16 protein-coding genes and 1 riboswitch are annotated in these 24,634 nt (G+C 65.8%); of the genes, 1 reads left to right on the top strand and 15 read right to left on the bottom strand.

All coding sequences use genetic code 11. From position 1 onward, the window contains the following. Positions 1-27: 27 nt before the first annotated feature. The 5 genes from ACK3BB_RS04530 to ACK3BB_RS04510 form a co-directional block, all read right to left on the bottom strand. On the bottom strand, positions 28-1,077 hold the full coding sequence (locus ACK3BB_RS04530) for a putative urea ABC transporter substrate-binding protein (RefSeq protein ID WP_428927543.1): 1,050 nt from the start codon (positions 1,075-1,077) through the stop codon (positions 28-30). 95 nt (positions 1,078-1,172) lie between these two features. Beyond that, a riboswitch (guanidine-I (ykkC/yxkD leader) is annotated at positions 1,173-1,289 on the bottom strand. Between the two features lie 220 nt (positions 1,290-1,509). Beyond that, entirely contained in the window at positions 1,510-2,433 is a 924-nt protein-coding gene (locus tag ACK3BB_RS04525) for a carbohydrate kinase family protein (RefSeq protein ID WP_428927542.1), read from the bottom strand. A gap of 133 nt (positions 2,434-2,566) precedes the next feature. Then, positions 2,567-3,361 (bottom strand): ATP-binding cassette domain-containing protein, encoded by a 795-nt coding sequence (locus tag ACK3BB_RS04520; RefSeq protein WP_428927541.1) that lies wholly within the window; start codon positions 3,359-3,361, stop codon positions 2,567-2,569. A 73-nt stretch (positions 3,362-3,434) separates the two neighbouring features. After that, positions 3,435-4,502, bottom strand: a complete 1,068-nt coding sequence (locus ACK3BB_RS04515; protein WP_428927540.1) for an ABC transporter permease — start codon at positions 4,500-4,502, stop codon at positions 3,435-3,437. Positions 4,503-4,599: 97 nt separating this feature from the next. Then, positions 4,600-5,622, bottom strand: a complete 1,023-nt coding sequence (locus tag ACK3BB_RS04510) for a sugar ABC transporter substrate-binding protein (protein ID WP_428927539.1) — start codon at positions 5,620-5,622, stop codon at positions 4,600-4,602. A 165-nt stretch (positions 5,623-5,787) separates the two neighbouring features. On the opposite strand from ACK3BB_RS04510, the gene ACK3BB_RS04505 reads away from it, so the two are divergent. Beyond that, positions 5,788-6,993, top strand: a complete 1,206-nt coding sequence (locus ACK3BB_RS04505) for an ROK family transcriptional regulator (protein WP_428927538.1) — start codon at positions 5,788-5,790, stop codon at positions 6,991-6,993. Between the two features lie 25 nt (positions 6,994-7,018). On the opposite strand, the gene ACK3BB_RS04500 is transcribed toward ACK3BB_RS04505, so the two are convergent. The 10 genes from ACK3BB_RS04500 to ACK3BB_RS04455 form a co-directional block, all read right to left on the bottom strand. Beyond that, positions 7,019-7,498: a hypothetical protein gene (locus ACK3BB_RS04500; protein ID WP_428927537.1), complete on the bottom strand. Its 480-nt coding sequence runs from the start codon at positions 7,496-7,498 to the stop codon at positions 7,019-7,021. Next, positions 7,495-7,656: a hemin uptake protein HemP gene (gene hemP / locus ACK3BB_RS04495; RefSeq protein WP_428927536.1), complete on the bottom strand. Its 162-nt coding sequence runs from the start codon at positions 7,654-7,656 to the stop codon at positions 7,495-7,497. The genes ACK3BB_RS04500 and hemP overlap by 4 nt, the downstream gene beginning before the upstream one ends. Positions 7,657-7,658: 2 nt before the next feature. Further along, positions 7,659-7,826 carry a hypothetical protein gene (locus ACK3BB_RS04490; protein WP_428927535.1) on the bottom strand — a complete coding sequence of 56 codons (168 nt, stop codon included), beginning with the start codon at positions 7,824-7,826 and terminating at the stop codon, positions 7,659-7,661. Between the two features lie 371 nt (positions 7,827-8,197). Further along, entirely contained in the window at positions 8,198-9,085 is an 888-nt protein-coding gene (locus ACK3BB_RS04485) for a 2-dehydro-3-deoxygalactonokinase (RefSeq protein WP_428927534.1), read from the bottom strand. A gap of 177 nt (positions 9,086-9,262) precedes the next feature. After that, on the bottom strand, positions 9,263-10,540 hold the full coding sequence (locus ACK3BB_RS04480) for a hypothetical protein (protein ID WP_428927533.1): 1,278 nt from the start codon (positions 10,538-10,540) through the stop codon (positions 9,263-9,265). A 125-nt stretch (positions 10,541-10,665) separates the two neighbouring features. Then, a complete protein-coding gene (locus tag ACK3BB_RS04475; RefSeq protein WP_428927532.1) occupies positions 10,666-11,469 on the bottom strand; it encodes an outer membrane lipoprotein-sorting protein in 804 nt (267 codons plus the stop codon). Then, entirely contained in the window at positions 11,466-13,784 is a 2,319-nt protein-coding gene (locus tag ACK3BB_RS04470) for an efflux RND transporter permease subunit (protein ID WP_428927531.1), read from the bottom strand. The genes ACK3BB_RS04475 and ACK3BB_RS04470 overlap by 4 nt, the downstream gene beginning before the upstream one ends. Further along, positions 13,777-15,084, bottom strand: a complete 1,308-nt coding sequence (locus ACK3BB_RS04465; RefSeq protein ID WP_428927530.1) for a sulfotransferase family protein — start codon at positions 15,082-15,084, stop codon at positions 13,777-13,779. The genes ACK3BB_RS04470 and ACK3BB_RS04465 overlap by 8 nt, the downstream gene beginning before the upstream one ends. Positions 15,085-15,232: 148 nt before the next feature. After that, on the bottom strand, positions 15,233-16,618 hold the full coding sequence (locus ACK3BB_RS04460) for a condensation domain-containing protein (protein WP_428927529.1): 1,386 nt from the start codon (positions 16,616-16,618) through the stop codon (positions 15,233-15,235). After that, positions 16,615-24,390: an SDR family NAD(P)-dependent oxidoreductase gene (locus tag ACK3BB_RS04455; protein WP_428927528.1), complete on the bottom strand. Its 7,776-nt coding sequence runs from the start codon at positions 24,388-24,390 to the stop codon at positions 16,615-16,617. Before ACK3BB_RS04455 ends, ACK3BB_RS04460 begins: the two co-directional genes overlap by 4 nt. Positions 24,391-24,634 lie beyond the last annotated feature (244 nt).

Below are 24,634 nucleotides of genomic sequence, written 5' to 3'. Positions count from 1 at the left end.
CCACCCGGCGGGCGGAGCCGGTTGGGATCACAGCGCGCCGTCGGCGGCCATCTGCATGTAGTCGGTCGTGTAGCGCAGCTTGACGTTGGCCGCATCGCCCGAGACCGAGCCGTCGGGATATTCGACGCCCACGAAATCCGGCGAGGGCGCGCCTTCGCCCAGGATGCCCTTGTCGAAGAGGAACGCGGCGACGTTGGTCATGGTGACCTTCAGCCCCGGCGCGGCGGTAAAGGCCACGGCCTCTTCGGGGGTATAGAACATCTCGGTCGCCGCCAGCTGGGCCTTGTAGCCGTCGAGATCGGTGCCCGAGGCCTCGCCCATGGCGGTCAGCACGTCTTCGTCACCGGCGGCCATCAGGCCCATGACCTCGTACCAGGCGCCGGCCATGGCCTTGCCGAAGTCCGGGTTGGCATCGAGCACCTCGGTATTGGCCCACATGATGTCGATGATCTCGCCGGGGATGTCCGAACTGTCGTAGATCTTGGTGGCATCGGGGCCGTCGAGGATCTCGGCGACCAGCGGGTTCCAGGTCACGACGGTCGAGACGTCATCGGTGGCATAGGCGGCGATCATGTCGGCATCCGAGGTGTTGATCACCCCGCCCAGGTCCTTTTCGGCCAGGCCCACGGAATCGAGCGCGCGGGCCATGAGGTAATGCGAGACCGACAATTCGACCAGGTGGACCGGCGCGCCTTTCAGCGCGGCCAGGTCACCGCCGCCCTTGGTGATGATGGCGTCGTTGCCGTTGGAATAATCACCGACGATCAGCGCGGTGGTGTCGACGCCACCGCCGGCCGGGATCGACAGGGCATCCATGTTGGTGGCCGACACGGCGTCAAAGGCGCCGGCGGTGTATTGGTTGATCGACTCGATGTAATCGTTGAACTGCACGATCTCGATGTCGATGCCGTACTTGTCGGCCCACTTGTCCATGATCCCCGAATCCTCGAGGTAGCCCCAGGGCATCCAGCCCACGTAGATCGACCAGCCGACCTTGAACTCGGTCTTTTCCTGGGCGGTGGCCGGTGTCAGAGCGGTCGCGGCCAGCGCGCCGGCGAGCAGTAGTTTCTTCAGCATCGTCTTGGTCCCCCTGCGGTCCCGTCCGTTCATTGGATGAGGTTCGACCGTTGACGGAACACGAGACAAGGCGCGGTCGAGACCTGCGCAGGAGCTTCTCCCGGGATTTTGGCCCGCCGTGTACCGGAACGGATTTTGCCGCCCCGGCGGTGCTTCTCGGACCAGGCCCGGCCGGACAATTGCCGGCCAGCGGAACCCTAAGCACCCTGCAGGGACAAGGTTAGGCACGCGGCGCGGCGCGGCCCAAACGCCGGGCGACGGACGGCAGAGGCGGCGCAGGCGGGTGGCGGGATTTTGGGCGAAATGGCGGGCAAATGGCGCGGAATTGGGCGGCGCACGGGTGAAAAAAGGGGGAAAGGGGGCGCTGCCCCCGTCCTCGTAAACGAGGACTCCCCCGGGAATACTTAAGAAGAGAAAGAAGCAGGAGGGCGGTCAGGCCCCCAAGGCAAGCTCGCGGGCCCAGGGCGGGTTGGGCCCGGCCCGGGAGACGGTGACCGAGGCGGCACGGGTGGCCAGCGAGAGGGCCTCGGCCAGGGCGGGGGCATCGAGGCGGGCCAGGCCCGCGCGCGAGAGATGGCCGGCGCGGCGCAGGCCCGAGAGCAGGCCGGCGTTGAACGTGTCGCCGGCGCCGACGGTATCGGCGACGGTGGTGGCCGGGCTGGGCACGTCGACGGTCAGGCCGCCGGCGGTGGTCGCGATGGCCCCGTCGGCGCCACGGGTGGTGACAACCATGGAGGCGCCGGAGTCGAGCAGGCTGTCGAAGGCTTCGGCCTGGGTCGGGGCTTCGGGCAGCAGCCAGGCCAGGTCTTCGTCGGAGACCTTGAGGATGTCGGTCACGGCAATCATGGCGGCCAGCCGGGCGCGGTAGGTGGCCGGATCGGTGATGAAGCCCGGGCGGATGTTGACATCGAGCATGACCAGGGCCTCGCCGGCATGGCGGCGGCAGTAATCGGCCAGGCTGTCGGCGACCGGCGGGTTGATCAGGCTGATGCCGCCGAAGACCATGGCGTCCGTGCCCGGCGGCGGCGGGGGCATGTCGGCCGGGCGGATGTCGCGGGTGGCCGAGCCGTCGTCGCGGAAATCATAGGTGGCCTGGCCATCGACCAGGGTGACCACGGCCAGGGTCGTCGGCCGGTCGGAACGGACCGAGGGGCCAAAGCTGACATTGCTGGCCGTGCCGTGGACCTCGATCAGGCGGCCGTATTCATCCGAGGACAGGCCGGTCAGCATGGCCACCTCTTCGCCCAGCCGGCCAAGGGCCACGGCGGTGTTGAGCACCGCGCCGCCGACATGGGGCTCACGCGTGGGGCCGTTGGGGATGAGATCGATCAGGGCCTCGCCACAGCAGAGGATCATGGATGTCGTTCCTTATGCAGGTTGCAGGCGGCCGGGCGCCACGGGCCGGCCGAAACGGGATGCCCCGCCCGGGCGGCCGGCACAAGGGCAACCCCGGGGCCAACCGGGGCCCGGGCGCTGCCGGCGGGTGGGGTCAGGCCGGTTGCAGCACTTCGGGCGGGGTTTCGGCACCGGTCATGTAGGCCACGGCGTCGGACATCGTGTGTTGCCTGGGGTCGATGACACAGAGCCGGCGGCCCAGGCGGTGAACATGGATGCGGTCGGCCACTTCGAAGACATGGGGCATGTTGTGGCTGATCAGGATGATCGGGATGCCCCGCGATTTCACGTCCTGGATCAGGTCGAGCACGCGGCGGCTTTCCTTGACGCCCAGGGCGGCCGTCGGTTCGTCGAGGATGATCACCCGCGACCCGAAGGCCGCGGCGCGGGCCACTGCCACGCCCTGGCGCTGGCCGCCGGACAGGGTTTCGACGGCCTGGTTGATGTTCTGGATGGTCATCAGCCCCAGTTCCGACAGCTTCTGGCGGGCGATTTCCTCCATCCGGGGGCGATCGAGCTGGCGCAGCAGGCTGCCCCGCCAGCCGGGCCGGCGCAATTCGCGGCCCATGAACATGTTGTCGGCGATGGACAGGGCCGGCGACATGGCCAGGGTCTGGTAGACCGTTTCGATGCCGTTCTGGCGGGCATCGATGGGCGAGGAAAAGGTCACCGGCTTGCCATCGAGCCAGATGTTGCCCTCGTCGGGGATGACGGCCCCCGAGATGGCCTTGATCAGGGTCGACTTGCCCGCGCCGTTGTCGCCGATCACGGCCAGGATCTCGCCGGGCATGAGGTCGAAGTCGCAGCGGTCGAGCGCGGTGACCCGGCCGTATCGTTTCACCAGGCCGCGGGCCTTGAGGATGGGGTCGGGTCCGGTCTGGGCGGTCATGCTGTCACCTTCCGGGTTGAGGTCAGGGGCGGGCGGGCACGGGTGCCGGAGGCGTGCGGAACGGTGCGGCAGGTCATGCCGACACCTTGCGGATCCACTGGTCGACGGCTACGGCGCCGATGATCAGCACGCCGATCAGCAGGAAGGTCCATTGCGGGTTGGCCCCGGCCATGCGCAGGCCCAGCTCGAACACGCCGACGATCAACGCGCCGAAGAACGCCCCCAGGATCGAGCCGCGCCCGCCAAAGAGCGAAATGCCCCCGATCACCACGGCGGTGATGGCCTGGATGTTGCCGATGACCCCCGTCGTGGCCGAGGGCGAGACCGAGCCGAAGCGGCCGATCATGACCCAGCCGGCCAGGGCGCAGATGAAACCCACCAGCATGTAGACCGACATCAAGGTGCGGTGAACGCTGACCCCGGCCAGTTCGGCCGCATCGGGGTCGTCGCCCACGGCATAGACATGGCGACCCCAGGCCGTGGCGCGCAGGGCATAGGCCAGCACGGCCACCAGCAGGACCATGGCAATCACGCCGAGGGTCAGGCGCGCGCCGCCGATGTTGAAGGTCGTGCCGAGGAATTGCAGGAACGGGGCCTGTTCCTCGATTTCCTGGGCGCGGATGGTCTCGTTGGCCGAGTAAAGGTAATTGGCAGCCAGCACGATCTGCCACATGCCCAGGGTCACGATGAAGGGCGGCAGCTTGACCCGGCTGACCAGCCAGCCGTTCAGCCCGCCGATGGCCGTGCCGCAGGCCAGGCCCAGCACAACGGCCACAAAGGGCGGCAGGCCGTAGTCAAAGGTGAACTTGCCCATGATGACCGAGCTCAGCACGGCAATGGCACCGACGCTGAGATCGATGCCCGCGGTCAGGATGATCAGCGATTGCGCGGCGGCCAGGACGCCGACGATCTGCACCTGTTGCAGGATCAGGGTCAGGGCGAAGGGCGAAAAGAACTTGGACCCGAGCACCAGGCCGAAGACGACGATCGCCGCGATCAGCACGATCATCGGGACCAGCGCGGGCGTCGTGTGCAACAGGTGGTGAAGCCGGCCGAACAGGCCTTTTTCATGTTCGTCGAACGAGGCCACTTCGGACGAGGCCCGCGAGACCGCAGCCTCGTAATTCTCCGTCTCCGCCATCTTAACCCTCATGTGCACCGCGCCGCCGCGCGTCTGGTTGCGGGACGGGGGCGGCCCGGGCCGCCCCCTGCATTGTCATTGGTGGAACGGGGCCGGATCAGCCCCAGCAGAGCTCCATGCCCTTGGCGGTGTCGATCGATTCGACGCCTTCGGCCGGCTCGTCGGTCACCAGCGCCACACCGGTGTCAAAGAAGTCCTTGCCGCCGGTTGCCTCGGGCTTGATGCCGTCCTTGGCCCAGGCCGCGATGGCCTCGATGCCCTTGGACGCCATCAGCAGCGGGTATTGCTGCGAGGTCGCGCCGATCACGCCTTCCTTGATGTTCTGAACGCCGGGGCAGCCGCCATCGACCGACACGATCAGCACGTCGTTTTCGCGGCCCACGGCCCGCAGGGCCTCGTAGGCGCCGGCGGCGGCGGGTTCGTTGATCGTGTAGACCACGTTGATGAAGGGATCCTTGGCCAGCAGGTTTTCCATGGCCGTCCGGCCGCCTTCCTGGTTGCCGGCGGTCACGTCGTTGCCCACGATGCGCGGATCGGTTTCATCGCCCCACTTGCCCGGGTCGCCCACGTCGATGCCGAAACCGGTCAGGAAGCCCTGGTCGCGCAGCACGCCGACGGTCGGCTGGCTGATTGCCAGGTCCAGCATGGCGATCTTGGCATTGGCCGCATCACCGCCCAGCTTGGCTGCCGCCCATTGGCCGATCAGCTCGCCGGCCAGGAAATTGTCGGTGGCAAAGGTCATGTCGGCCCCGTCGATCGGGTCCAGCGGCGTGTCCAGCGCGATGACCAGGATGCCCGCGTCGCGGGCCTGCTGCACGACGGGCACGATGCTCGATGTGTCGGACGCCGTCAGCAGGATGCCCTTGGCCCCGTTGGCAATGCAGGTCTCAATCGCCGCGACCTGGGTTTCGTGGTCACCGTCGATCTTGCCCGCGTAGCTCGACAGTTCGATGCCCAGCTCCTCGGCCTTGGCCGTGGCACCTTCGCGCATCTTCACGAAAAACGGGTTGGTGTCGGTCTTGGTGATCAGGCAGGCCGAAACCGTTTCGTGGCCGGCGGCAAAAGCGGCACCTGCGCTCGTGATGATGGCACATGCCGTGCCCAGCAACAGTTTTTTCATGATGTCCTCCCAGACGTACAGGCAACGACTTGACGGCGTTTCTCCTTACGCCGTGCTCGTCGCCCGTCAAAAAAGGCGATTCCCGGGCCGATGTCAATTAATAAGTAAACTTGATTTAATAATGAGCCTCTTGCAGACTTCTCCCCGATATGCTGGCGCAGGGCGATGACGGAAATTCGACGACTGACAAGCGGGATCAACCAAAGCGGCGTTCGAGCCTACAACGAACGGCTGATCCTGACGATGCTGCAACGCAACGGCCCCATGGCGGGCCGCGACCTGGCCGTGCAATCGGGCCTGTCACCCCAGACCGTGTCGGTCATCCTGCGCAAGCTCGAAGCCGACCACCTGGTGCTGCGCGGCGCGCCGCAGCGGGGCAAGGTGGGCAAGCCCTCGGTGCCGGTCACGCTGAACCCCGACGGGCTGTTTTCCTTCGGGCTCAAGATCGGCCGGCGCAGCGCCAACCTGGCCCTGATGGATTTCACCGGGGCGGTGCGGGCCGAGTACCGGCTGGTCTATCCCTACCCGATGCCCGACAAGGTCTTTGCCTTCCTGCGCGACGGGTTCGAAGCCGCGCTGCGCGACTTGCCCGCCCAGCTCCGCACCCGGGTCTGCGGCATCGGCATCGCCGCGCCCTTCGAGCTGTGGAACTGGCATGACCTGGTCGGCGCCCCGGCCCAGGATTTCGAAGCCTGGAAGGCCGTCGATTTCCGCGCATTGGTCCGCGATTTCACCGACCTGCCCGTCCATGTCGTCAACGATGCCACCGCCGCCTGCCGGGCCGAGCTGATCTACGGCTCGGGCAAGCATTACCGCGATTATGCCTATGTTTATCTCGGCGCCTTCATCGGCGGCGGCGTGGTGCTGAACCATCTCGTGCTGGAAGGCCAGTTCGGCAATGCCGGCGCGCTGGGATCGCTGCCCATCACCGGGCCGGACGGGCGCACCGTCCAGCTGATCGACGTGGCCTCGGTGCATACGCTCGAAGCCCGCGCCGGGGCGGCGGGCCATGACAGCACGATGCTGTGGGACATGCCCCAGAACTGGGATTCGCTCGAAGACCACGTCGCGCCCTGGATCGACCAGACCGGCGCCGCCCTGGCCCAGGCCTGCCTGGCCGCCTGTGCCGTCATCGATTTCGAAGCCGTGCTGATCGACGGGGCGATCCCCCTGTCGATCCGGGCGCGGCTGGTCGAACGCATCCGGGCCGAGTTGCCCCGGCTCGATGCGCGCGGGCTGATCCTGCCCCGGGTCGAAGAGGGCCGGATCGGGTTCAATGCCCGCGCCATCGGGGCCGCCTGTGGCCCGATCATCGCCGGGTTCCTGCTCGACGAATTTGCCGGGATCTTCGCGTCGGACCGCGCGGGCTGATTGCCGCCCGGCCCGTCACGGACCCCTAGTGCAGCGTGACCGGCTGGCCCGCTGCGCGCGGCACGACCACGTCGGCCATCGCCGCCATCCGTGCCAGCGCCAGGCCCAGCGTCTCTGCCAGCCCGGCCAGGCAGGGTGCCATGTCGGCCCGCACCATCAGCGCGGCCAGCAGCATGGCTTCTTCCCGTTCGCCCGTTCCCGCCGCGGCGACCATGTTGGCCAGGCAGGATTCATCAGCCCCCAGGCATTTGCAGCTGATCCCGTGGCGCATCAGCGGCCGGCGCCCGTGATCGGCGCAAAGCTCGCAGATCCGGCCCAGGCTTTCCAACGCCTCCGTCCCGTGATCGGGGCCGAGGCTGAGCGTGAAATCGCGTTCGGCCTGCTCGCGCGCATCGTCGCCCGAGCAATAGAGCCGCAGGTAGATGACCAGCCCGGCCTCGACCGGGTCCAGGTCGGCCACCAGCCCCACCGGGGCGCCGCCCCGGTGTCGTTGCGCGGCGGTCATTTGGTCAGGATCAGCTTCCCGGCCTTCGTGATCCGAAGGCGATAGACCTGGTCACCCAGGACGATTTCGGCCAGGTTGCCGCCGGCCGTCAGCGCCAGCGCATCATGCTGGGGCAGAACCGGGATGGAGTTTTCGGTTTCCGTAACAGTAGACCGCATGTTCATGTCGCTTCGCGCCCCCGCGCTTCCATTTTCTCGATGATCCATTCTACGCCATTGGACATGGGCACCCCCGCTTCCTGCAGCAGCGCCCGAACCTCCTCGTGATACACCGGCGGCGCGTCACGTCGGTCCGCGTGGGAACCCACGCCGGACAGCTTGTATCGCATCGTACTTCTCCACGTCTGGGAATGGCTTCCCCTGATCCGTGGACCGAACGGGGTGGCTGATGCATAAACATTACTTTTTTGCTCGGAATTAGCAAGCCGAGTTTTTTAGTCAGGTATAAATCAGCCGGCGGATCGGCGCGAAAAATGATGTTTTCAGCATGAGATAGCGGAAAAGACGCCCAGGATTGCGGCGTCAAGCCGGGCCAGGCCCCGTTCGGGGGCCGGCCACGGCCTTGTGATTCGCCCGTGTTGATGCCCTGTGTCCTGCCGGCTTGGGCCGTCTGCGGGCCGATGCGGCGCCCTGTGTCGCGCCGCCTTGGGCCGCCAGAGGGCCGATACAGCCCCCCGCCCGCAGGACGGCGCCGGGTGGTTCAGCCCAGGGCGGCCCGGGCAGCGGTCAGCCCGGCCAGGGTCATGGCCTCGGCATCCATCCGCGTGCCCGTCGCGGCCTGGGCCTTGAGCGCGCGCAGATAGGCATCCGACAGGGTCTCGGCCCCAATAAAGGCCAGGTCCTGGCCCAGCCAGTAGGGCCGCGCCCCGGCCAGCTCCATCCCGATCAGCAGGCCCGACAGCCGCGCCCGCGCGGCCGGAGCCTCCATCCCGTGCAACAGCCCCTCGGCCCGCAGGCAGAACAGGTCACTGGTCAGCAATTGCGGTCGGGCCATGCCGTCGGTCACCCCGGCGTCAAAGGCCTCGCCATCCCAGCCCTCGCCCTCAAGCCCGTGGCGCAGCACCGATTGGTGCGACAGCAGGGCAAAGATCTCGCCGGTCATGAAACTGCGAAAGCTGACGATCTCGCCGGCGCTGACCCGGACCCATTTCGTATGGGTGCCGGGCAGGCAGATCACCCCGTCGAAATCGGGATGCAGGGCCAGGAAGCCGGCGACCTGGGTTTCCTCGCCACGCATCACGTCGGCCGGGCGCTGCTGGCTGACCCCTGGCAACAGAAAGACCTCGAGCCGGGGATCTTCCGACGGGGCCGGCACGGCATGGGCCCCGGTCGGTGGCTTGCAGGGGGCCACCGCATAGCCCGCATCGGCCCAGCCCTGTCGCGCCCCGACCATGCCACAGGCGACCACGCGGGTCGGCCCGTCGATCCAGTCGCCGGCGGTGTCCAGCAGGGCGGTTTCGAACCCGGCCGGGGTCAGCGCGCCCATGCCCAGGTCGGACTGCGCCGAGGCCAGTACCTGCCCGGCGTCATCCATGGACCAGGCCCGCATCCGCGTGGTGCCCCAGTCGACCGCAATCCAGTTGGCCATCGGCCACCTCCCTTGATTTTCCGCTTCTATGTCGGGCTCGCCGGACAGCCGGTCAAGCCCCCTGCCCGCGCCGCGCCCCGTGGCCCACCCGGTGATGCCCTCCGTGCCCGGGCGGCCGGCGGACGGGGGTGGGTGGGCGGGACGTCCGCCGGCCGCCCGGTCCGCCGCCCCGTGATGTCAGAAGAAATATTCCAGCGAGACCTGCAGGAATCCGTCATCCTGGGCAAAGGCCAGCGGATCGCCCGTGCCCGCCGAATTCACCCCGAACCCGGCCACTTCCAGCCGCAGCGCATCGCCCAGCCGGCGCGAATAGGACGCCGTGTAGATCTGGGCATTGGTGTTGACGTCGTAATAGATTCCGCCGCGGATGCTGGTCCCGGCCACGTCATTGCCCGAATAGGCAAACCCCAGGAAGACATCGTCATCGTAGATCGTCAGCGGCTGGATCACCGACCGGTCGTCATAGAGATACTCGGCCACCAGGGTCAGCGTGTCGCCCGTCGGCCCGATCCCGCCAAAGGAATACTGGGCCCCGCTGGCCACCGAATTGTAGGTCTCGTCCAGCGACTGGCTGATCGCCCCTTCGAAGGTCAGCTGCAGATCGCCGTTGGAATAGACCAGCTCCAGCCCGTAGCGCCGCAGCTTGGCGTAATAGGGCACGGCATAGACCGTGCTGCTGTTGGCCTGGACCTCGGCCGCGCAATTGGCCTGGTCAAAGACCCCGCTTGGCAGGATGCAGACATTGGGCAGCGTCGACGGCGCCCGGTTGGTGCCATCGAAATAGGACAGGGCCAGGTCCATCCCACCGCCAAGCGCGTTGAACGACGTGCGGTAGCGCGCGGCGAAATCCAGGTTGCGGCCGTTGCCCTCTTCGTAGACGGCGTCATTGTTGCTCATCAGGAAGGGCGAGCGGAACCGCGTGGCGGCCGAGCCCAGGTCGCGGTCGCGGAAATAGATCAGCCCGTACAGGCTGAGCGTGGCGTTCATGCCCGTCGACAGGTTGAAATTGACCATCGGCTGGCCGAGGCTGATGTAGTCGACCGTCTGGTCGATCGTGTAGCGCTGGTTGACCGTGTCGACGACCCGGTTGCCCTCGCTCACGCCCCAGTATTCGATGTTGGAGCCGACCAGCACGTCCCAGCCATCGCCGAAATACTGGTAATAGCCCCGCGGGATGTCGGCATAGCCCTCGCCGGTCTCGGTGTTGTACAGCCCCGAGACTTCGAAGACGAGCGTGCCGTTCTCGAACCGCGTGCGGGTGTTCAGCTCGCCGCTCACGATGGGTGAAAAGCCGGCCTCGGTCTGGCCGGGCAAGATGCCGTCCTGCGGATAATAGCGCAGCGTTGTCTCGATCGACCCGCCATAGGTGAAATCCTGGGCCTGGGCCGCCCCGGCCAGGCTGGCCAGGCACAGCGCCAGCGCCCCGGCCGGCCTGGTTGCCCTCTGTCGTGTCATCGCCATCGTCGTCATTCCCGCTCTGCCCCCGCAGGGCCTGTCAATTCACGCATCCCTCGCCGCCGGGCGCAACCCCCGGCGCCCGCCGGCCCGGGCCCGGGTGCGCCCCCGGGCCCGGCCGATGCTCAGCGGGATTTCAGCGCCTGGACGCTGAAATCATTGGCCGAGAACCCGTTGCGGAACTTGTAGCCCGACCACAGCAGGTCGGTGCTCTTGCCGGTCAGATGGTTGACCATGCGCATCTTGCCCGGGCGCCAGTACTTGCCCTGGAACTGCTTGTGGCCCGAGCTTTGCAGCGTTTTCACGTGCTTGCCGGCCCGGTCGAAATACTGGATCTGCACCACGTAAAGATTGGCCGCGTTGAACCAGACCCGCTGCATGGCATAGCCCGACCGCGACTTGGGCGTGCGGTCGACCACGTGGCAGGTGCCCCCGCCGACCGGGCAGCCGCTGTCCTGGACCCACTTGTGGTTGAACTCGGCCGCGCCCTGGTCGGTCATGTCCTCGTAGGCGAATTCCGATCCCATGAACGACCCGGACCGGGCCGAGGAGGAAATCCGCTTCACCCGGCCGACCGACGGCAGGTAGAGCCATTGGTCATCGGCCTTGTTGTCGTAGGAATAGGTCAGCAGCGCGGTGTCCCGCACGTCGCCCGGCCATTCAAAGACCAGCAGCGAGGCGCCGGGATTGTTGCCCTGCCCTTCCAGCGACTTGGCATTGAACCGCCGTTCCGATTGCGACCCGCCCTTGGTGTAAAGGATCATCTGGCCGCTGGACAGGCTGTCGCCAAAACCCTTGCCCTTGGCCTGGGCCCGCTGGGCGATGTCCTCGCCTTTCTGTTCGGCGGTCTGGGCAAGGGCGGGGGCGGCACCAGCCAGCGGTGCGGCGGCCAGGGCAAAAACAAATGAAATGCGTTTGAGAAAAGTCATTCTTTCTTTCCTTCGGCTGTAACAAGAAGCACTGGGAGAAGTAGCAGGTCGGCCAGGAAGGCCATGGCGACGACCAGGGCCGTCAGGGCGCCGAGGTGGGCATTGATCGCAAAGCTCGACATGGCGATGATCGAGAACCCGGCGACCAGCGTGACCGAGGTCAGCGCGATGGCCGTGCCGACATTGGCCAGCATCCGCCGCACGGATTCACGCGGATCAAAGCCCAGCCTGCGCTGGCGGATATAGGTCATCATCATGTGCACCGTGTCATCGACCACGATCCCGAAGGTCATCACCGTCACCACGGTCGAGCCCAGGTTGACCTCGCCATAGACCACGCCCCAGATGCCGAAGGCCATGATGGCCGGCACCAGGTTGGGGATCAGGCTGAGCAGGCCGTACCGCCAGGATCGCAGGGCCACGATCATCGTCGCCGAGATCACGATAAGGACAACAACCGCCCCGGTGAACATCGCCGAGCCGTTGCGCTGGGACACGCGCGCAAACGTGATCGACGCGCCGGTGCCCAGCGTGGCGATGTCGGGCGTGTTTTCCTGCATCCAGTCTTCGGCATCTTCGGTGAACCAGCGCAGCTCGGCGCTGCTGGTCACGTCCAGCGACACCGACATCAGGGTCTGCTTGCGGTCGATGCTCAGCTGGGTGTTCAGATCCTGGCCCACGGGCAGGTTCAGCTCGTAGAGCATCAGCAGCTGGGCATTGGCCTCGGACGTTTCGGCCGTGCGGTAAAAGGCCGGATCGTCGCCGTTGAGGTTCATGTTCAACCGCTTCAGCGGCTGGCTGATCACCGAGACCTGGCGCACGTCCGGCCGGCTCTTCAGCCAGGTCTCGAACTCTTCGACATGGTCCAGGAACTGCGGTTCGAACACCCCGCTCTCGTAGGGGCTGTCCAGCACGAAGGTCACGATCTTCAGCGAGGTCAGCCGGTCCTCGATCATGTCGCTGTCGCGGCGCAGCTTGTAGCTGTGATCGAAGTAGCGGATGAAATCGTCGTTGAAATGGATGCGGAAGATCCCGAAAACCGAGATCACCGTGGTCACGGCAAAGACGATCAGCACGGCATGGCGGAACCGCAGGCACAGGTCACCGACCCGGCGCAGCACGCGCGGCAACAGGCCCTCGCGGCGCCGGCGCATGGCCGGCAGCACCAGCAGGGCCGTGGGAATGACCATGATCGACAGCAGCCAGCCGCACAGCGTGCCGGCGGCGATCATGTTGCCCAGGTCGCGCAGCGGCGGCGCATCCGAGAAGTTGAGGCAGGCAAAGCCGAAGGCCGTGGTCAGGTTGGTCACGGTGATCGGCGCGAGGTTTTCCTCGACCGAATGTTCGACGGCCTCGCGGTTGGTCATGCCCGCGCCAAGCGCGTTGCGCCAATGCAGCACCAGGTGCATGCAGGTCGCGGCCACGATGACGATCACGGCCAGCGGGCTGGGCGCGTTGCCCGGGGTCAGCGACATGCCAAGCCACCCGCCCGCGCCCAGGGTCACCGCCGCGCCGCCAAGCAGCACGACAACCGAGCCCACGACACCCGAAAAGGTGCCCAGTCCGATGATCAGCAGGATCACGGTCGAGGCCGCGGCCAGCGGCAGGGTCTCGTTCAGGTCGCGCCCGGCGGCGCTGGAAAAGGCCAGGCTCGCCATGACGGTGCCGGTCATGTAGACCTCGTGGCCCGGGTAATCCGTCTCGATCCGGTCGGCCAGTTCCTCGACCGCCGTCATGATCTCCTGGAAGGTCTCCTTGGACCGGTCGGGCGTGATGATCGACACCGCCACGCCAAAGGTCCGCCCGTCGGCCGAAACCACCCGGTCGACCAGCTCTTCCGAGGCAAACGCCCGCTCGCGGGCCTGGGCGGCGATTTCGGGCGTGATCTCGCCCTCTTCGGGCAGGATCGGCTCGACGATGATCTCGTCACCCTCGGCCCAGGAATGGTTGAAGCTGGCCAGGGAATCGACGCGCAGCACATGCGGCAGGTACCAGGCCTCTTCGGTGATCTCGCGCACGGCTTCCAGCGTGGCCGGGTCGAAATCGGATCCCTCGGGGCCGGACACGGCCAGGATCATGTTGTCGGAGGACACGAACATGTCCTCGATCTGCAACAAGAGCTGGTATTCGGGGTTCTCGGGCCCAAAGAAGGCCCGGGTGTTGGTCGATCGTTCGACCTTGAAGATGCCCGCCGTGCCGAAGGCGATCAGCGCGACGGCGAGGGCGAAGAACAGCCAGTGCCAGCGCACCAGCGCGCGGGCAATCCGCGCGCCGGTGTAATGCTCGCCTCCGGCCCGGAGGTCCTGGTCAGCCATGGGAGGCGTTGGGTACCTCTGTGGTGGCCGTGTCGGCGGGATCGTCTTCGGGCGCACCCGGCGCGGCGCCGTCTTCGGTCACGATGGCCTCGTTGACCGGCGGCGCGTCACCTTCGGCGGGCAGGCGATCATAGCCGTAGGCATCGAAATAGATGCCCCAGTTGTCATTGATCATCCGCACGATCTCGGGGTCTTCCTTGTAGGTGTTGGGCGTGTAGCCCTTGCGCGAATCCACGTAGGCCTGCATCGCCGGCACGGCGTGTTCGATGTCGGGCAGGTCGAGCGCTTCGTAGATCTGGCGCATCACGGCAATCGGATCGCGCACCAGCTCTTCGTAGCGCACGGTCACCAGGTTGCCCTCGGCCACCTCGGCCTTCTGTTCCTCGTAGGCCTCGTGGAAGACCGGGAAACCTTCGATCAGCTCCTCGATCATCTGGGCGTCGGTCATGCCCTTGGCCTCGAAGCCCTGGGTCACTGACAGGGCCTTGCCCAGCTTCAGGTTGGAATGGAAGATCCGGTAGGGATTGCGCGTGATGTGGATGAACTTGGCATCCGGGAAGGTCTCGCGGATCAGCCCCACCCGCACGGTGTGGGTCGGCGATTTCAGCAGCAGCCGCTTGCCCGGGTTGCGGAACTGGACCTTGCGCAGGAACCAGACCCAGGCCCGCACCCACTTGCGGCGCATCTCGGGGTCGGATTGCTGCTGTTCCAGGGCCTCGTGATAGAATTCACCGGCCGAGGGAAAGGCGATCTGGGAATAGGGGCTGGGCACACCCGAGTTCAGCAGGGCGATCTCGTCTTCCTGCGGGGCGTCCATGCTCATGTCCATGTCGTCCATCGGACGCTTTTCCATCTTCATGATGGAATTGGACTTGCGCAGGCGCTTCTCGGCCAGGATGAAGCTTTCCGGCATGATGCATTGCAGGTTGTCGGGATAGGCAAAGCGGTCGTCGCAGGCGATCAGCTCGTTCAGAAAGGTCGTGCCCGAACGCTGAAAGCCCAGGATGCAGACCGGATCGCCGGCAAACTGGGTGCGCCGGATGCGGCCGGTGTAGAAAATCCGCACGAAGATCGCCAGCAAGCTGTGCAGCAGCGACAGCAGCAGGACCGACAGGAACAGGCCGTAGCGCTGGGGCGAGATATACTTGGCCCGGCCGTTGATCATCTTGACGAAGGCCCAGGTCGTCATGCCGTGCCACAGCCGGAACTGGAACCGCGTATAGCCGTAATAGCGCGGGTCGTCCGGATCATAGAGCTTGGTGGGATCGGCGGCCGTTTCGGTGGGGGCGTCAGTGGTCATGCGTAGTCTCCAGTTCCCGGCTCGACATCGCGGGCCAGTCGAACATTGCCTGCTCGCACCAGGACACGCCGGGCAAACGACGATCCATGGCGCGATACCAGCAAATCATGTCTCCGAAATGACAGCGGCGCCAGAGCGCCGCCGTGGTTCAACCTTTAACGCTGAGCAATTTTGCCATCAGCCGGGTCGCGATGTCCTGCAATTCGGCATCGTCGAAAACGGTGCCATCGCAGCGCAGCGTCACCTGGGTGCCGTGATCGAAGGGCAGGACAAGGACCGTCAGGTCGTTGGGCGCGCCCATGGCCGGCGGCCGTGGCAGGGCGATGCGCTCGACCTCGATCGGGCCGACCTTCATCATCTGGTCGCCCTGCGACCGGAACAGCCCGGCCAGCATCGACGACTTGGCCTTGGCATCGGCCGAGGGCACATGGACGAAGAACTGAACGCCGATGCCGCCGGTCTCGGCCCTGAGCCGTTCGTCGATCCGGTTGACCGGCCGGCCCAGTTCCTTGGTGACCATGGTCATCGAGGTCTGCATCTGCGTGCGCAGCGCCTTGGCCCGGTCCATCAGCGTGGCGCCATCGGCCATGTCGACCCGCCACAGCGGGAAGCGCAGGGCAAAGCCCACGAAATTCGACAGGTCACCGGCATTGCGCCCCATGACCGACCGGCCGACGATGCCGTCCGATCCGTACATGTCGTGCATCACGTCGTTCAGCGCGGCGACGGTCAGCGTGAACATGCTGGCCCCGGCCTTCTGCGCCACCTCGGTGACCGCCTCGAAATCCTCGACCGACATCATCTCGCTGGCATCGCGGATGTCGTCGATCAGGTGGGGGTCGGTCTCCATCGACAGGCCCTTGGCCACCCGGCCGAAGTTGACCGGCGCGGGCGGCGGGAACAGCATGTCGTCCCAATAGGCCCCGGCCTCGCCCTTGTGGTCGGGCAGCTTCTGCTCGACCTTCTGGACGAAATCCGAATAGGCAAAGCCTTCGCCGCTGCTGGGCAGGTTGATGATGAATTTCACCAGGTCCTCGACCAGAACCATCATGCCGAAGGCATCGGTCAGCGCATGGTGCAGGCGGAACAGGATGGCATCGCCTTCCTCGCCGAAGCGCAACATGCGGAAATCGGTGAGGATCTCGTCGTCGATCTCCATCGTCTCCTCGGCGACCTCGCGCACCTTGGCGCGCAGGTCCTCGGGCGACATGGTGCCGTAATCCTCGACCGTCAGCTTGATGTCGTCGACGGGCAGCAGCGTGCCCCGCCATTCGCCGCTGTCCTCCGACTTGCGAAAGGCAAGCCGGAGCACGTCATGACGCTTGGCCAGTTTCTTCAGCCCGCGTTCGATGCGGCGGGGCGTGACCCCCGGTTTTATCCGGAGGCCCTGCACCTGGTAGAAGAACTGCTTGAACCGCAGCACGCAGTCGGGGTCGGTCAGCGTCGGCAGCATGAACTTCTGCATTTCCGTCAGGGGAAATGTCTGTTCCGTTGCTGCCGAGGCTTCTTCGCGGCGCTTGTTGCGCAGGATCATTCCGCGACCTCAAGCTGGTTCTCGTAGGGCGAGGTGATCGAGGTGATCCCCAGCCGCGAGGCCAGGGCCTGCATCAGACGCTGGGCGTCGTTTGCCGTCACCACGTCGCTGTCGACCCGCATGACCAGCAGCGAGGCATCATCCGACTTGCGCAGGATGAGCTCGACATCGCTGGCAATGCCCGTGCGGCCGTTGGCCTCGGCATGCACGGTCATGCCGCCCATGCTGACCGGTCCCGCGATCAGGGCCTTTTCGAGGGCGCCAAGCGCCGGGTCGAACCGGTACGAGATCTGGAACGGAGCCGCGCCGGCGCCTTCGAACTGGTGCGACAGTTCCTTGCGCAGGACGTAGAGATCGATGCTGTCGTGGCTTTCCGCCGCCGCGAGGATCCGGTCGACATGGCCACGCTGGATCGTCTCGTCGATGTCCATGGGCACGTAGAACGGCTGGTCATCGGCGAGCGGTGCCACGGCCTGCGCATCCGCCAGCCGGGCCGGCCGGTCGGTTTCGCGGGTCAGCAGCACGCCACCCTTGTGGTCGAAGGCCTCGGCCAGGGCTTCGGCGACACCGATGGTGAAATCGGCCTCGGACAGCGCGCTGCCCGTGATGTCGCCCTGCCATTCGACGGCCAGCCCGTGGTCGCGGCCCAGGGCCGCGATCGAGATGGCCCGCGACCGTTCCTTGAACTCGATGGCCGGCGCCTTGCCTGCCACCGCGTAGCTCCAGAACGACTGGTCGTTGGCATTGGTCGGTGCCTCGGGATCAAAGATCCCCCGGCGCAGCTCGGCGCCAAGCGCGTCTTCGGCCATCGGATCGGCCAGCTCGTTGCCCGCAAGCAGGTTCAAGAGCTCGTCCATCACCAGGTAGGCCGACGCCCGGTCGGCCACAGCGCTCTGCACCTGCAGCATCAGCCGCGTGGCATCCTCGCCCGCCGGAGCGGAGGTCAGGCTGGCCACGACGCCTTCGGCGATGTCGACCGGCTTGACCTGGAACGGGTCCAGCGCCTCGACCGGCACCAGCTTGATGCCTTCGCCGTCAAAGCTGACCTTGCCGCCGGCATACCGGGTCCGCAGCACCGGATGGCGCGCCGACACCGTTTCCGCCGCCTTGGCCAGGGCCTCGGCATCCAGCGCCGGGGTGACCTCGACCACGATGCGATGTTCCAGCGCCTCGCGGGCACTGTCGGTCGTCATCGGGGCCGTGGCCTCGGCCAGAAGGGCCAGGCCGCGATCGCTCAGCAACAGCTCTTCGCTGGTTGCCGCGCCGCTGCTGTCGCCCTCGTCGTCCAGGTCGCCGGCCAGGGCCGCTGCTTCCATTTCCGCCTTGGCCTTGTCCAGCTCGGCATCCAGCACGTCGACCAGTTCCAGGATCGTCGGGGCCTGCAGGAATTTGGCAGCCTGCAGGGTCAGACCCAGGGCGGTTTCGATGCGCATCTTCAGTTCGAAGGACGACAGCGAGTCGAGACCCAGCTCGTTCATCGCCATGGCCGGATCGATGGTTTCGGGCTCGATCTTCAGCACGTTGCCGATCTCGCCCTTCACGAAGTCTTTCAGTTCCTCGTGACGCTCGTCCGAGTTCAGGCTGAGAAGACGCTCGCGCACCTCCGACGATTTCTCGTCCTTCTTCTTGAGCATGCCCGCCAGGCGCGGAATGCCGGCCATCTTGGCGTTGGTCCGGGCCATCTGCTGCCAGTCGGCATTGGCGTAGAACAGGTTCGGCTTGCTGGTCCGCAGGATCGTCTTGATGCCTTCCGGCGTCTCGTTTTCCTCCAGGCCCATCAGGCCCATGCTTTCCAGGTAGTTCTTCAGATCCTCGTTCCGGCCGACGATACCGGTGGCCGCGATGGCCCCCCAGTTGATCGACCCGCCTTCGTCCTTGTGCTTCTTGCGGTAGGCCGCAAGCGCATCGAGGAAGCCGTTGGCCGCCACGTAGTTGGCCTGGCCGGGCGAGCCGGTCGTGGCCGCGATGGACGAGAACGAGATCATGAACTCGGGCTGTTGTCCGGCCTTGGCAAAGGCCTTTTCCAGCGCCCAGCCGCCAGCCACCTTGGGATAGATGACGCTGTCGATCATCTCGTCGGTCAGCTGGTTGATGAAGCCGTCCTTGATGACCGCGGCCGCGTGCATGACACCCTTCAGCGGCTTGGCATCGGCGAACATCCCGGCGATGGCCTCGGCCGTTTCATCTTCGTTGGTGATGTCCAGCGAGATGATTTCGACCTCGGTGCCCTGAGCCTTGATGGCCTCGATGCGCGGCTGTTCCTCTTCACCGACCTTGCCCGAACGGGAGGCCAGGATCAGCTTGCCGGCACCGGCCGAGCTCATCCACTGGGCGATCGACAGGCCAAAGCCGCCATTGCCCCCGGTGATCAGGTAGGATGCGTCCGGTTCCATCTTCACGTCGCGCGAGCGGTCGGCCTTCACGACGTATTCGTCTTCGTCGAAGGTGACGACAACCTTGCCGACGTGCTTGGCCTGGGACATGAAGCGGATCGAGTCGGCAACCTCGGAGACCTTGAAGGACACCAGCGGCAGCGGCTCAAGCTCGCGGCGGACGAAGGCTTCGGTCAGTTCCTGGAACATGCTGCCCAGCAGGTCCGGCCGTTCCACGCCCATCGCGGCAAGGTCGAGGACCGAGACCGAGATGTTCTTGCGCAGGACCTTCATGCCGATCGAGCTGTCCGCGTAGACGTCGCGCTTGCCGATTTCGAGGTAACGGCCATAGGGGGCCATCGCCTCCAGGCCTTTCTCGATATAGGCGCCCGGCAGCGAGTTCAGCAGGACATCGACGCCCTTGCCACCCGTGATCCGGTTGACCTCGTCCGCCCAGGTCAGATCGCGCGAGTTCATGATATGGGGCACGCCCCATTCCTTCAGCAGCGCGCGTTTCTCGTCGTTGCCGGCGGTCGCAAAGATTTCCGCGCCGACGTTCTTGGCCATCTGCACCGCGGCCGTGCCGACACCGCCGGTGGCCACGTGGATGAAGACCTTTTCGCCCTTGGCCATCCGGCCCACGCGGTTCAGCGCGTAATGGGCGGTGGCAAAGGCCGACGGGATGGTCGAGGCTTCCTCGAAGGAGATGTGTTCGGGGATGCGCGCCAGCGCCAGCTTGGACGTGTTCAGGTAGCGCTGCAGGCAGCGCTTGCCCATGCCCATGACCCGCTCGCCGATCTCGAACTCGGTCACGTTCGAGCCCTTCTCGACGATGACACCGCCGAATTCCAGGCCGAGGTTGGTCCAGGCCGGTTCGCCTTCGGCTTCCTTGGGCAGCAGGCCGGTCACGGCCATGACATCGCGGAAGTTCAGGCCGACGGCCTTGACCGCCACGCGCACGTCATCCGGGCCCAGTTCCTCGAAGCCACATTCGATCAGCTCGAGGTTGTCGATCACCCCCGGGTTGTTCATCGTGACATAGAAGTTCCGGTCGGTGTTGTCCTTCGGAATGTACAGGTCCTGCGGATCCAGCTCGTTCGCCCAGACGCGGTTCAGACGCGGCACATAGGCCCCGGTTTCGCGCAGGACGATCTCGTTTTCCGCACCCGGTGCGAGGATCGCGTCAAGCAGCGTGTCCATCGCCTCCAGCTGGGCCTCGTCGACATCGATTTCCATCATGTCGATTTCGCCGACCTCGTTGGCCACGGTGCGCAGCAGGGTGGCCAGCGGCGCCTGGGTCAGGCCGTCGACCTTCATCGACACGCCGTCGGGCGCCGACCGGCCGTTGCGGGTCACCAGCACGACGCGCGGCAGGTTCTCGCCATGGCGCAGCTCGTCGAAGGACGAGCCCAGGGCGATGACCGCGCGGCTGTCATTGGCCACCAGTTCGGCCACGGTCTCGGCCGGGGTGTCCTCGGTGATGGGTTCCTGCGACAGGCTCCAGGCATAGACCACGCCGGCCAGCCCGTTTTCCTCGTCTTCCATCAGCTCGCTGATCCGGTCGGCGAAATCCTCGCGCATGTCCTCGACTTCGTCGGACACCTCGTCACGGGTCATCAGGATGACCTCGGCGCCACGGGCCTCAAGGCCTTCGGCCAGGGTTTCCCCCGCCGTGCCTTCATCGGCCAGCACCAGCCAGGTGCCGAACTCGGCATCCGGTTCGGGCGCCGCCACCTTGTGGTCGGTGTATTCCTCGACCGCGTAATGGGGCGCAAAGCCTTCGGGATGTTCGCGCGTGGCCGTGCCCGACAGCGAGCGGTTCAGCAGGCCGTTGCCTTCCATCACCACGTTGCCGTCCATGTCGACAACCAGGAAGTCCGAGCAGCCGGTCAGCGCGTCGATGCGCGGTTTCTGCCAGGCGTAGACCTTGAATTCCTTGGGCATCTTGCGGTGCTGGCGCAGTTGCAGCGCGCCCACCGGCATGAAGCTTTCGTAATTGCCGGTCAGCTCGTCGTAATCCATCGCCAGCGAGGCCGCGGTCATCCGCGGGTCGGAAATCTGCAGGCAGGCGTCCAGCAGCGACGGATGGGTTTCGAATTCCTCGAACTTGTGCTCGCAGATCGGATCGACCGCCACCAGCGCCCCGGCGCCCAGGTCATGGACCCAGAAATCGCGCACGGTCTGGAAGGCCGGGCCATAGTTGATCACGCTGTCGTCGGACGTGGCCTGGTAGAGCGTCGTCAGCTCGACCGGCTCGGACCCGGCATCATCCTTGAGGATCGGCGTGAATTCCGATTTCGGCGGCACGATGTTCTGGCGGATCTGGCCATCGGCGCGCAGGGTCCAGGGCTCCTGGCTGTCACGCGGCTGGGTGTAGATCTGGATCGCGTTGCGTTCCGGCACGAACATGGTGAAGAACCGCACGTCAGTGTCGGCGGGGATGAACAGCGCCTCGTGGATCGTCAGGTTCTCGATCTCGATGCAGCCCTCGTCGCCGAACATGCGGCGGCCGGCCTCGAACATGATGTCCATGTAGCCCGCGCCGGGGAAGACGCATTCCGACTGCAGCCGGTGATCGCCGATCCAGGCATGGGATTTCAGCGAGACCTCACCGACCCATTGGTTCTTGGCACCTTCCAGCTGGACCCCAAGCAGCGGGCCCACGCTTTCGGGGAACATCATCGCGCGCCATTCGTTGTTGTCCATCCAGAGCTCTTCCAGAGCCCAGGGATAGCCCGGCAGTTCCACGAAATCCGACGGCTCGCCGGCGATCGCGTCCCAGTCCAGCTTGACGCCCGAGCAGAACAGCCGCGCGGCGGCCTGGGCCATCGACAGGTGGTCGTTCTGCTTGCGGTTCAACGAGTTGATCACGTCGACCTTGGCGCCGGCATCCCCGGCGGTCGAGGTGGCGGGCGCCGACAGGGTGGTGTGCGGGCCCATTTCCAGGAAGACGTTGGCCCCCATGCGCAGGGCGGTTTCGACGCCGTTCTTGAACAGCACGGCCTGGCGCAGGTTGCGCCAGCCGTAATCGATGTCGAACCGGGTTTCCGGCTTGCCGGTCACGGTCGAGATCCAGGGCGTGTGCGGCACCGACCAGTCGATGTCGGACACTTCCTTGCGGAACCAGGCCTCACCGGCTTCCAGCTGGTACGAATGCCATGCGGTATCGACCTTGAGGATGCGGATGAAGGTGTTGGGGTGGTCCTTCTCGAATTGCTCGACGAAGGCATGCAGCGTGTCGAAATCGCCCGAGATCGTCGTCGAGCCGGGGCCGTTGACCGCGGCGATGTTGATCTTGCCGTCTTCGGGCAGCAGCGGTTCGATGTCTTCCGGGTCGAGGCCGACGGCCGCCATGGCGCCCTTCTGGCCCAGCTGGTCGCGGATCGCGCCGCGCTTGGACAGGAACTTGGCCGCGCCGGCCAGCGACAGGCCGCCGGCGGTATAGGCCGCGCAGGCCTCGCCGATCGAATGGCCGACCACCATGTCGGGTTCCACGCCCCAGGATTTCCACACGGCCACAAGGCCATGCTGGATGGCGAACAGCGCCGGCTGGGTGACGGTCGTGTCGTCGATGTTGCTGTCGGCTTCGTCCTTCAGCAGCTCTTCCATGATCGACCAGCCGGCCGATTTCACGAATTCCGCGTCATAGGCCACGACGGCATCGCGGAAGGCCGCGTTGTCTTCCATCAGCTGGCGGGCCATGCCCCACCATTGCGAGCCCTGGCCCGCGTACATGAAGGCCACCTTCTTGTCCGCCGCGGCCTGGCCGCGATAGACATTGCCCGGATCCTCGGCCTCGGCATCGGTGCCGGCCACGAAATCCAGCCCCTTGAGCAGCTCGTCCTTGTCCTTGGCCACGATGGCCGCGCGATAGGCGTGATGGGTGCGGTTGGACGCCAGCGCCGCGGCAACCTCGGCGATGTCGGTATCGGCCAGCTTGCCCTCGCGCAGCGAGACGGCCAGCTTGGCAGCCACGTCCTTGACCACGGCTTCGGTCCGGGCCGAGATCGGGAAGATCCGCGGGGCCTCAGCCGAGGCCACCTCGACCGGCTTGCGCCAGACGCCTTCGACCGGCTTGGTTTCCGCCGTGGCCAGCAGGGCCGAGGCATTTGCGCCGCCAAAGCCGAACGAGTTCACGATGCCCCGGCGGATGCCGTCGACCTCGGGGAAATCGGTCATGTCCAGCGGGACTTCCATGTTCAGCGCGTCCAGCGGAATCCGCGGGTTGGGCTTGTCGAACCCGATCTGGGCCGGGATCTTGCCCTTGTGGATCGCCAGGGCCAGCTTGATCAGCCCGTTGACGCCGGCACCCGATTCCAGGTGGCCAATGTTGGGCTTGACCGACCCGATCAGCAGCTTGCCGTTGGTCTTGGGCTGGCCGACCACGCGGCCGATGGCGCCCGCTTCGATCGGGTCGCCGATGGGCGTGCCGGTGCCGTGGGCCTCGACATAGCCGATCTCGTTCGGGCCGACGCCGGCGCCCTGCATGAGCGACTGCATCATCTTGATCTGGCTGTCCTGGTTGGGCGCCGTGATCGTCGAGGTAAAGCCGTCCTGGTTGGCCCAACTTTCCTCGATCACCGCATAGACGCGGTCACCGTCGGCCAGGGCCCGGTCATAGGGTTTCAGCACCACGGTGCCGATGCCTTCGCCGCGGACAAAGCCGTTGGCATCGGCATCAAAGGTGCGCAGCGTGCCGGTCGGCGACAGCATGCCCGCCTTGGAAAAGGCCACGAAGGTCGAGGGCGCCAGCATGAAGTTCACGCCAGTCACGATGCAATAATCGGCCTGGTTGTTGCGAATGTTCAGGATGGCCTGGTTCAGCGCGGTCAGCGACGAGGAACAGGCGGTGTCGACGGAATAGGACGGCCCGTTCAGGTTCAGCCGGTGCGACACCCGGTTCGAGATGATGCAATGGGCCAGCGCGGTGCCCCCGAAGGCGTCAAAGCCCGAACGGCGCTTTTCCTGGACTTCGCGGTAATCGACCGACTGCACGCCGACGAACACGCCGGTGCGGGCCTTCTGGTATTCTTCCCACGGGATGCCGGAATCCTCGATCGCCTCGTAGGAGGTCATCAGCGTGTTGCGCTGCTGGGGATCCATCGACGTGGCTTCGCGCGGCGACAGGCCGAAGAAGCCCGGGTCAAAGCTTTTCACGTCATCGAGGAAACCGGCCCACTTGGTCTGCGAGCGCGACAGGGCGTTGGGGTCGCTGTCGTAGAAATGATCGACGCTCCACCGGTCCGAGGGAACCTCGCGGATCCCGCATTTCTTGTCTTCGAGAAGCTGCCAGTAGGAGTCCGGTCCGGTCACTCCGCCAGGCAGTCGACATGCAATACCAACAACAGCAATTTTCTTGGAGGCAGCGTTACGTGCACTCTCATTCGAGGAATCGAGCATTTTCCTACCCATTCTTTTCTAATCTACCAATTCATGGACCCCCGGAGGGCCAATTCAGTGATGAGCGCGGTCCCGCCCAACCGAAGGTCCGAAAACCACTCGAATATGCTGCGATGCGGGATGCCGTGCAAGGCTGCAGTTCGCGCGACGTCACCTTTTCGCGACTGCAGCGGCCTCACCACCGTAAAAAGTGCGTAGATGGTATCAAAATGCAACCACAGGTGCGTTTTTGGCCTATATATTG

This window comes from Marinibacterium sp. SX1 (assembly GCF_050389775.1).
Taxonomy (GTDB): domain Bacteria; phylum Pseudomonadota; class Alphaproteobacteria; order Rhodobacterales; family Rhodobacteraceae; genus Marinibacterium.
Note: the sequence above shows the minus strand (reverse complement) of the source record. Positions and strands in the feature narration are given on the sequence as shown.

Bases quoted from the DNA above. Each gene is read 5' to 3' on its own strand.
- ACK3BB_RS04460 (WP_428927529.1), bottom strand. From the start codon at position 16,618: ATGATCCTGCGCAACAAGCGCCGCGAAGAAGCCTCGGCAGCAACGGAA.
- ACK3BB_RS04470 (WP_428927531.1), bottom strand. From the start codon at position 13,784: ATGGCTGACCAGGACCTCCGGGCCGGAGGCGAGCATTACACCGGCGCG.
- ACK3BB_RS04505 (WP_428927538.1), top strand. From the start codon at position 5,788: ATGACGGAAATTCGACGACTGACAAGCGGGATCAACCAAAGCGGCGTT.
- ACK3BB_RS04485 (WP_428927534.1), bottom strand. From the start codon at position 9,085: ATGGCCAACTGGATTGCGGTCGACTGGGGCACCACGCGGATGCGGGCC.
- ACK3BB_RS04520 (WP_428927541.1), bottom strand. From the start codon at position 3,361: ATGACCGCCCAGACCGGACCCGACCCCATCCTCAAGGCCCGCGGCCTG.
- ACK3BB_RS04475 (WP_428927532.1), bottom strand. From the start codon at position 11,469: ATGACTTTTCTCAAACGCATTTCATTTGTTTTTGCCCTGGCCGCCGCA.
- ACK3BB_RS04480 (WP_428927533.1), bottom strand. From the start codon at position 10,540: ATGACACGACAGAGGGCAACCAGGCCGGCCGGGGCGCTGGCGCTGTGC.
- ACK3BB_RS04455 (WP_428927528.1), bottom strand. From the start codon at position 24,390: ATGCTCGATTCCTCGAATGAGAGTGCACGTAACGCTGCCTCCAAGAAA.
- ACK3BB_RS04530 (WP_428927543.1), bottom strand. From the start codon at position 1,077: ATGCTGAAGAAACTACTGCTCGCCGGCGCGCTGGCCGCGACCGCTCTG.
- ACK3BB_RS04500 (WP_428927537.1), bottom strand. From the start codon at position 7,498: ATGACCGCCGCGCAACGACACCGGGGCGGCGCCCCGGTGGGGCTGGTG.
- ACK3BB_RS04490 (WP_428927535.1), bottom strand. From the start codon at position 7,826: ATGCGATACAAGCTGTCCGGCGTGGGTTCCCACGCGGACCGACGTGAC.
- hemP (WP_428927536.1), bottom strand. From the start codon at position 7,656: ATGCGGTCTACTGTTACGGAAACCGAAAACTCCATCCCGGTTCTGCCC.
- ACK3BB_RS04515 (WP_428927540.1), bottom strand. From the start codon at position 4,502: ATGGCGGAGACGGAGAATTACGAGGCTGCGGTCTCGCGGGCCTCGTCC.
- ACK3BB_RS04465 (WP_428927530.1), bottom strand. From the start codon at position 15,084: ATGACCACTGACGCCCCCACCGAAACGGCCGCCGATCCCACCAAGCTC.
- ACK3BB_RS04525 (WP_428927542.1), bottom strand. From the start codon at position 2,433: ATGATCCTCTGCTGTGGCGAGGCCCTGATCGATCTCATCCCCAACGGC.
- ACK3BB_RS04510 (WP_428927539.1), bottom strand. From the start codon at position 5,622: ATGAAAAAACTGTTGCTGGGCACGGCATGTGCCATCATCACGAGCGCA.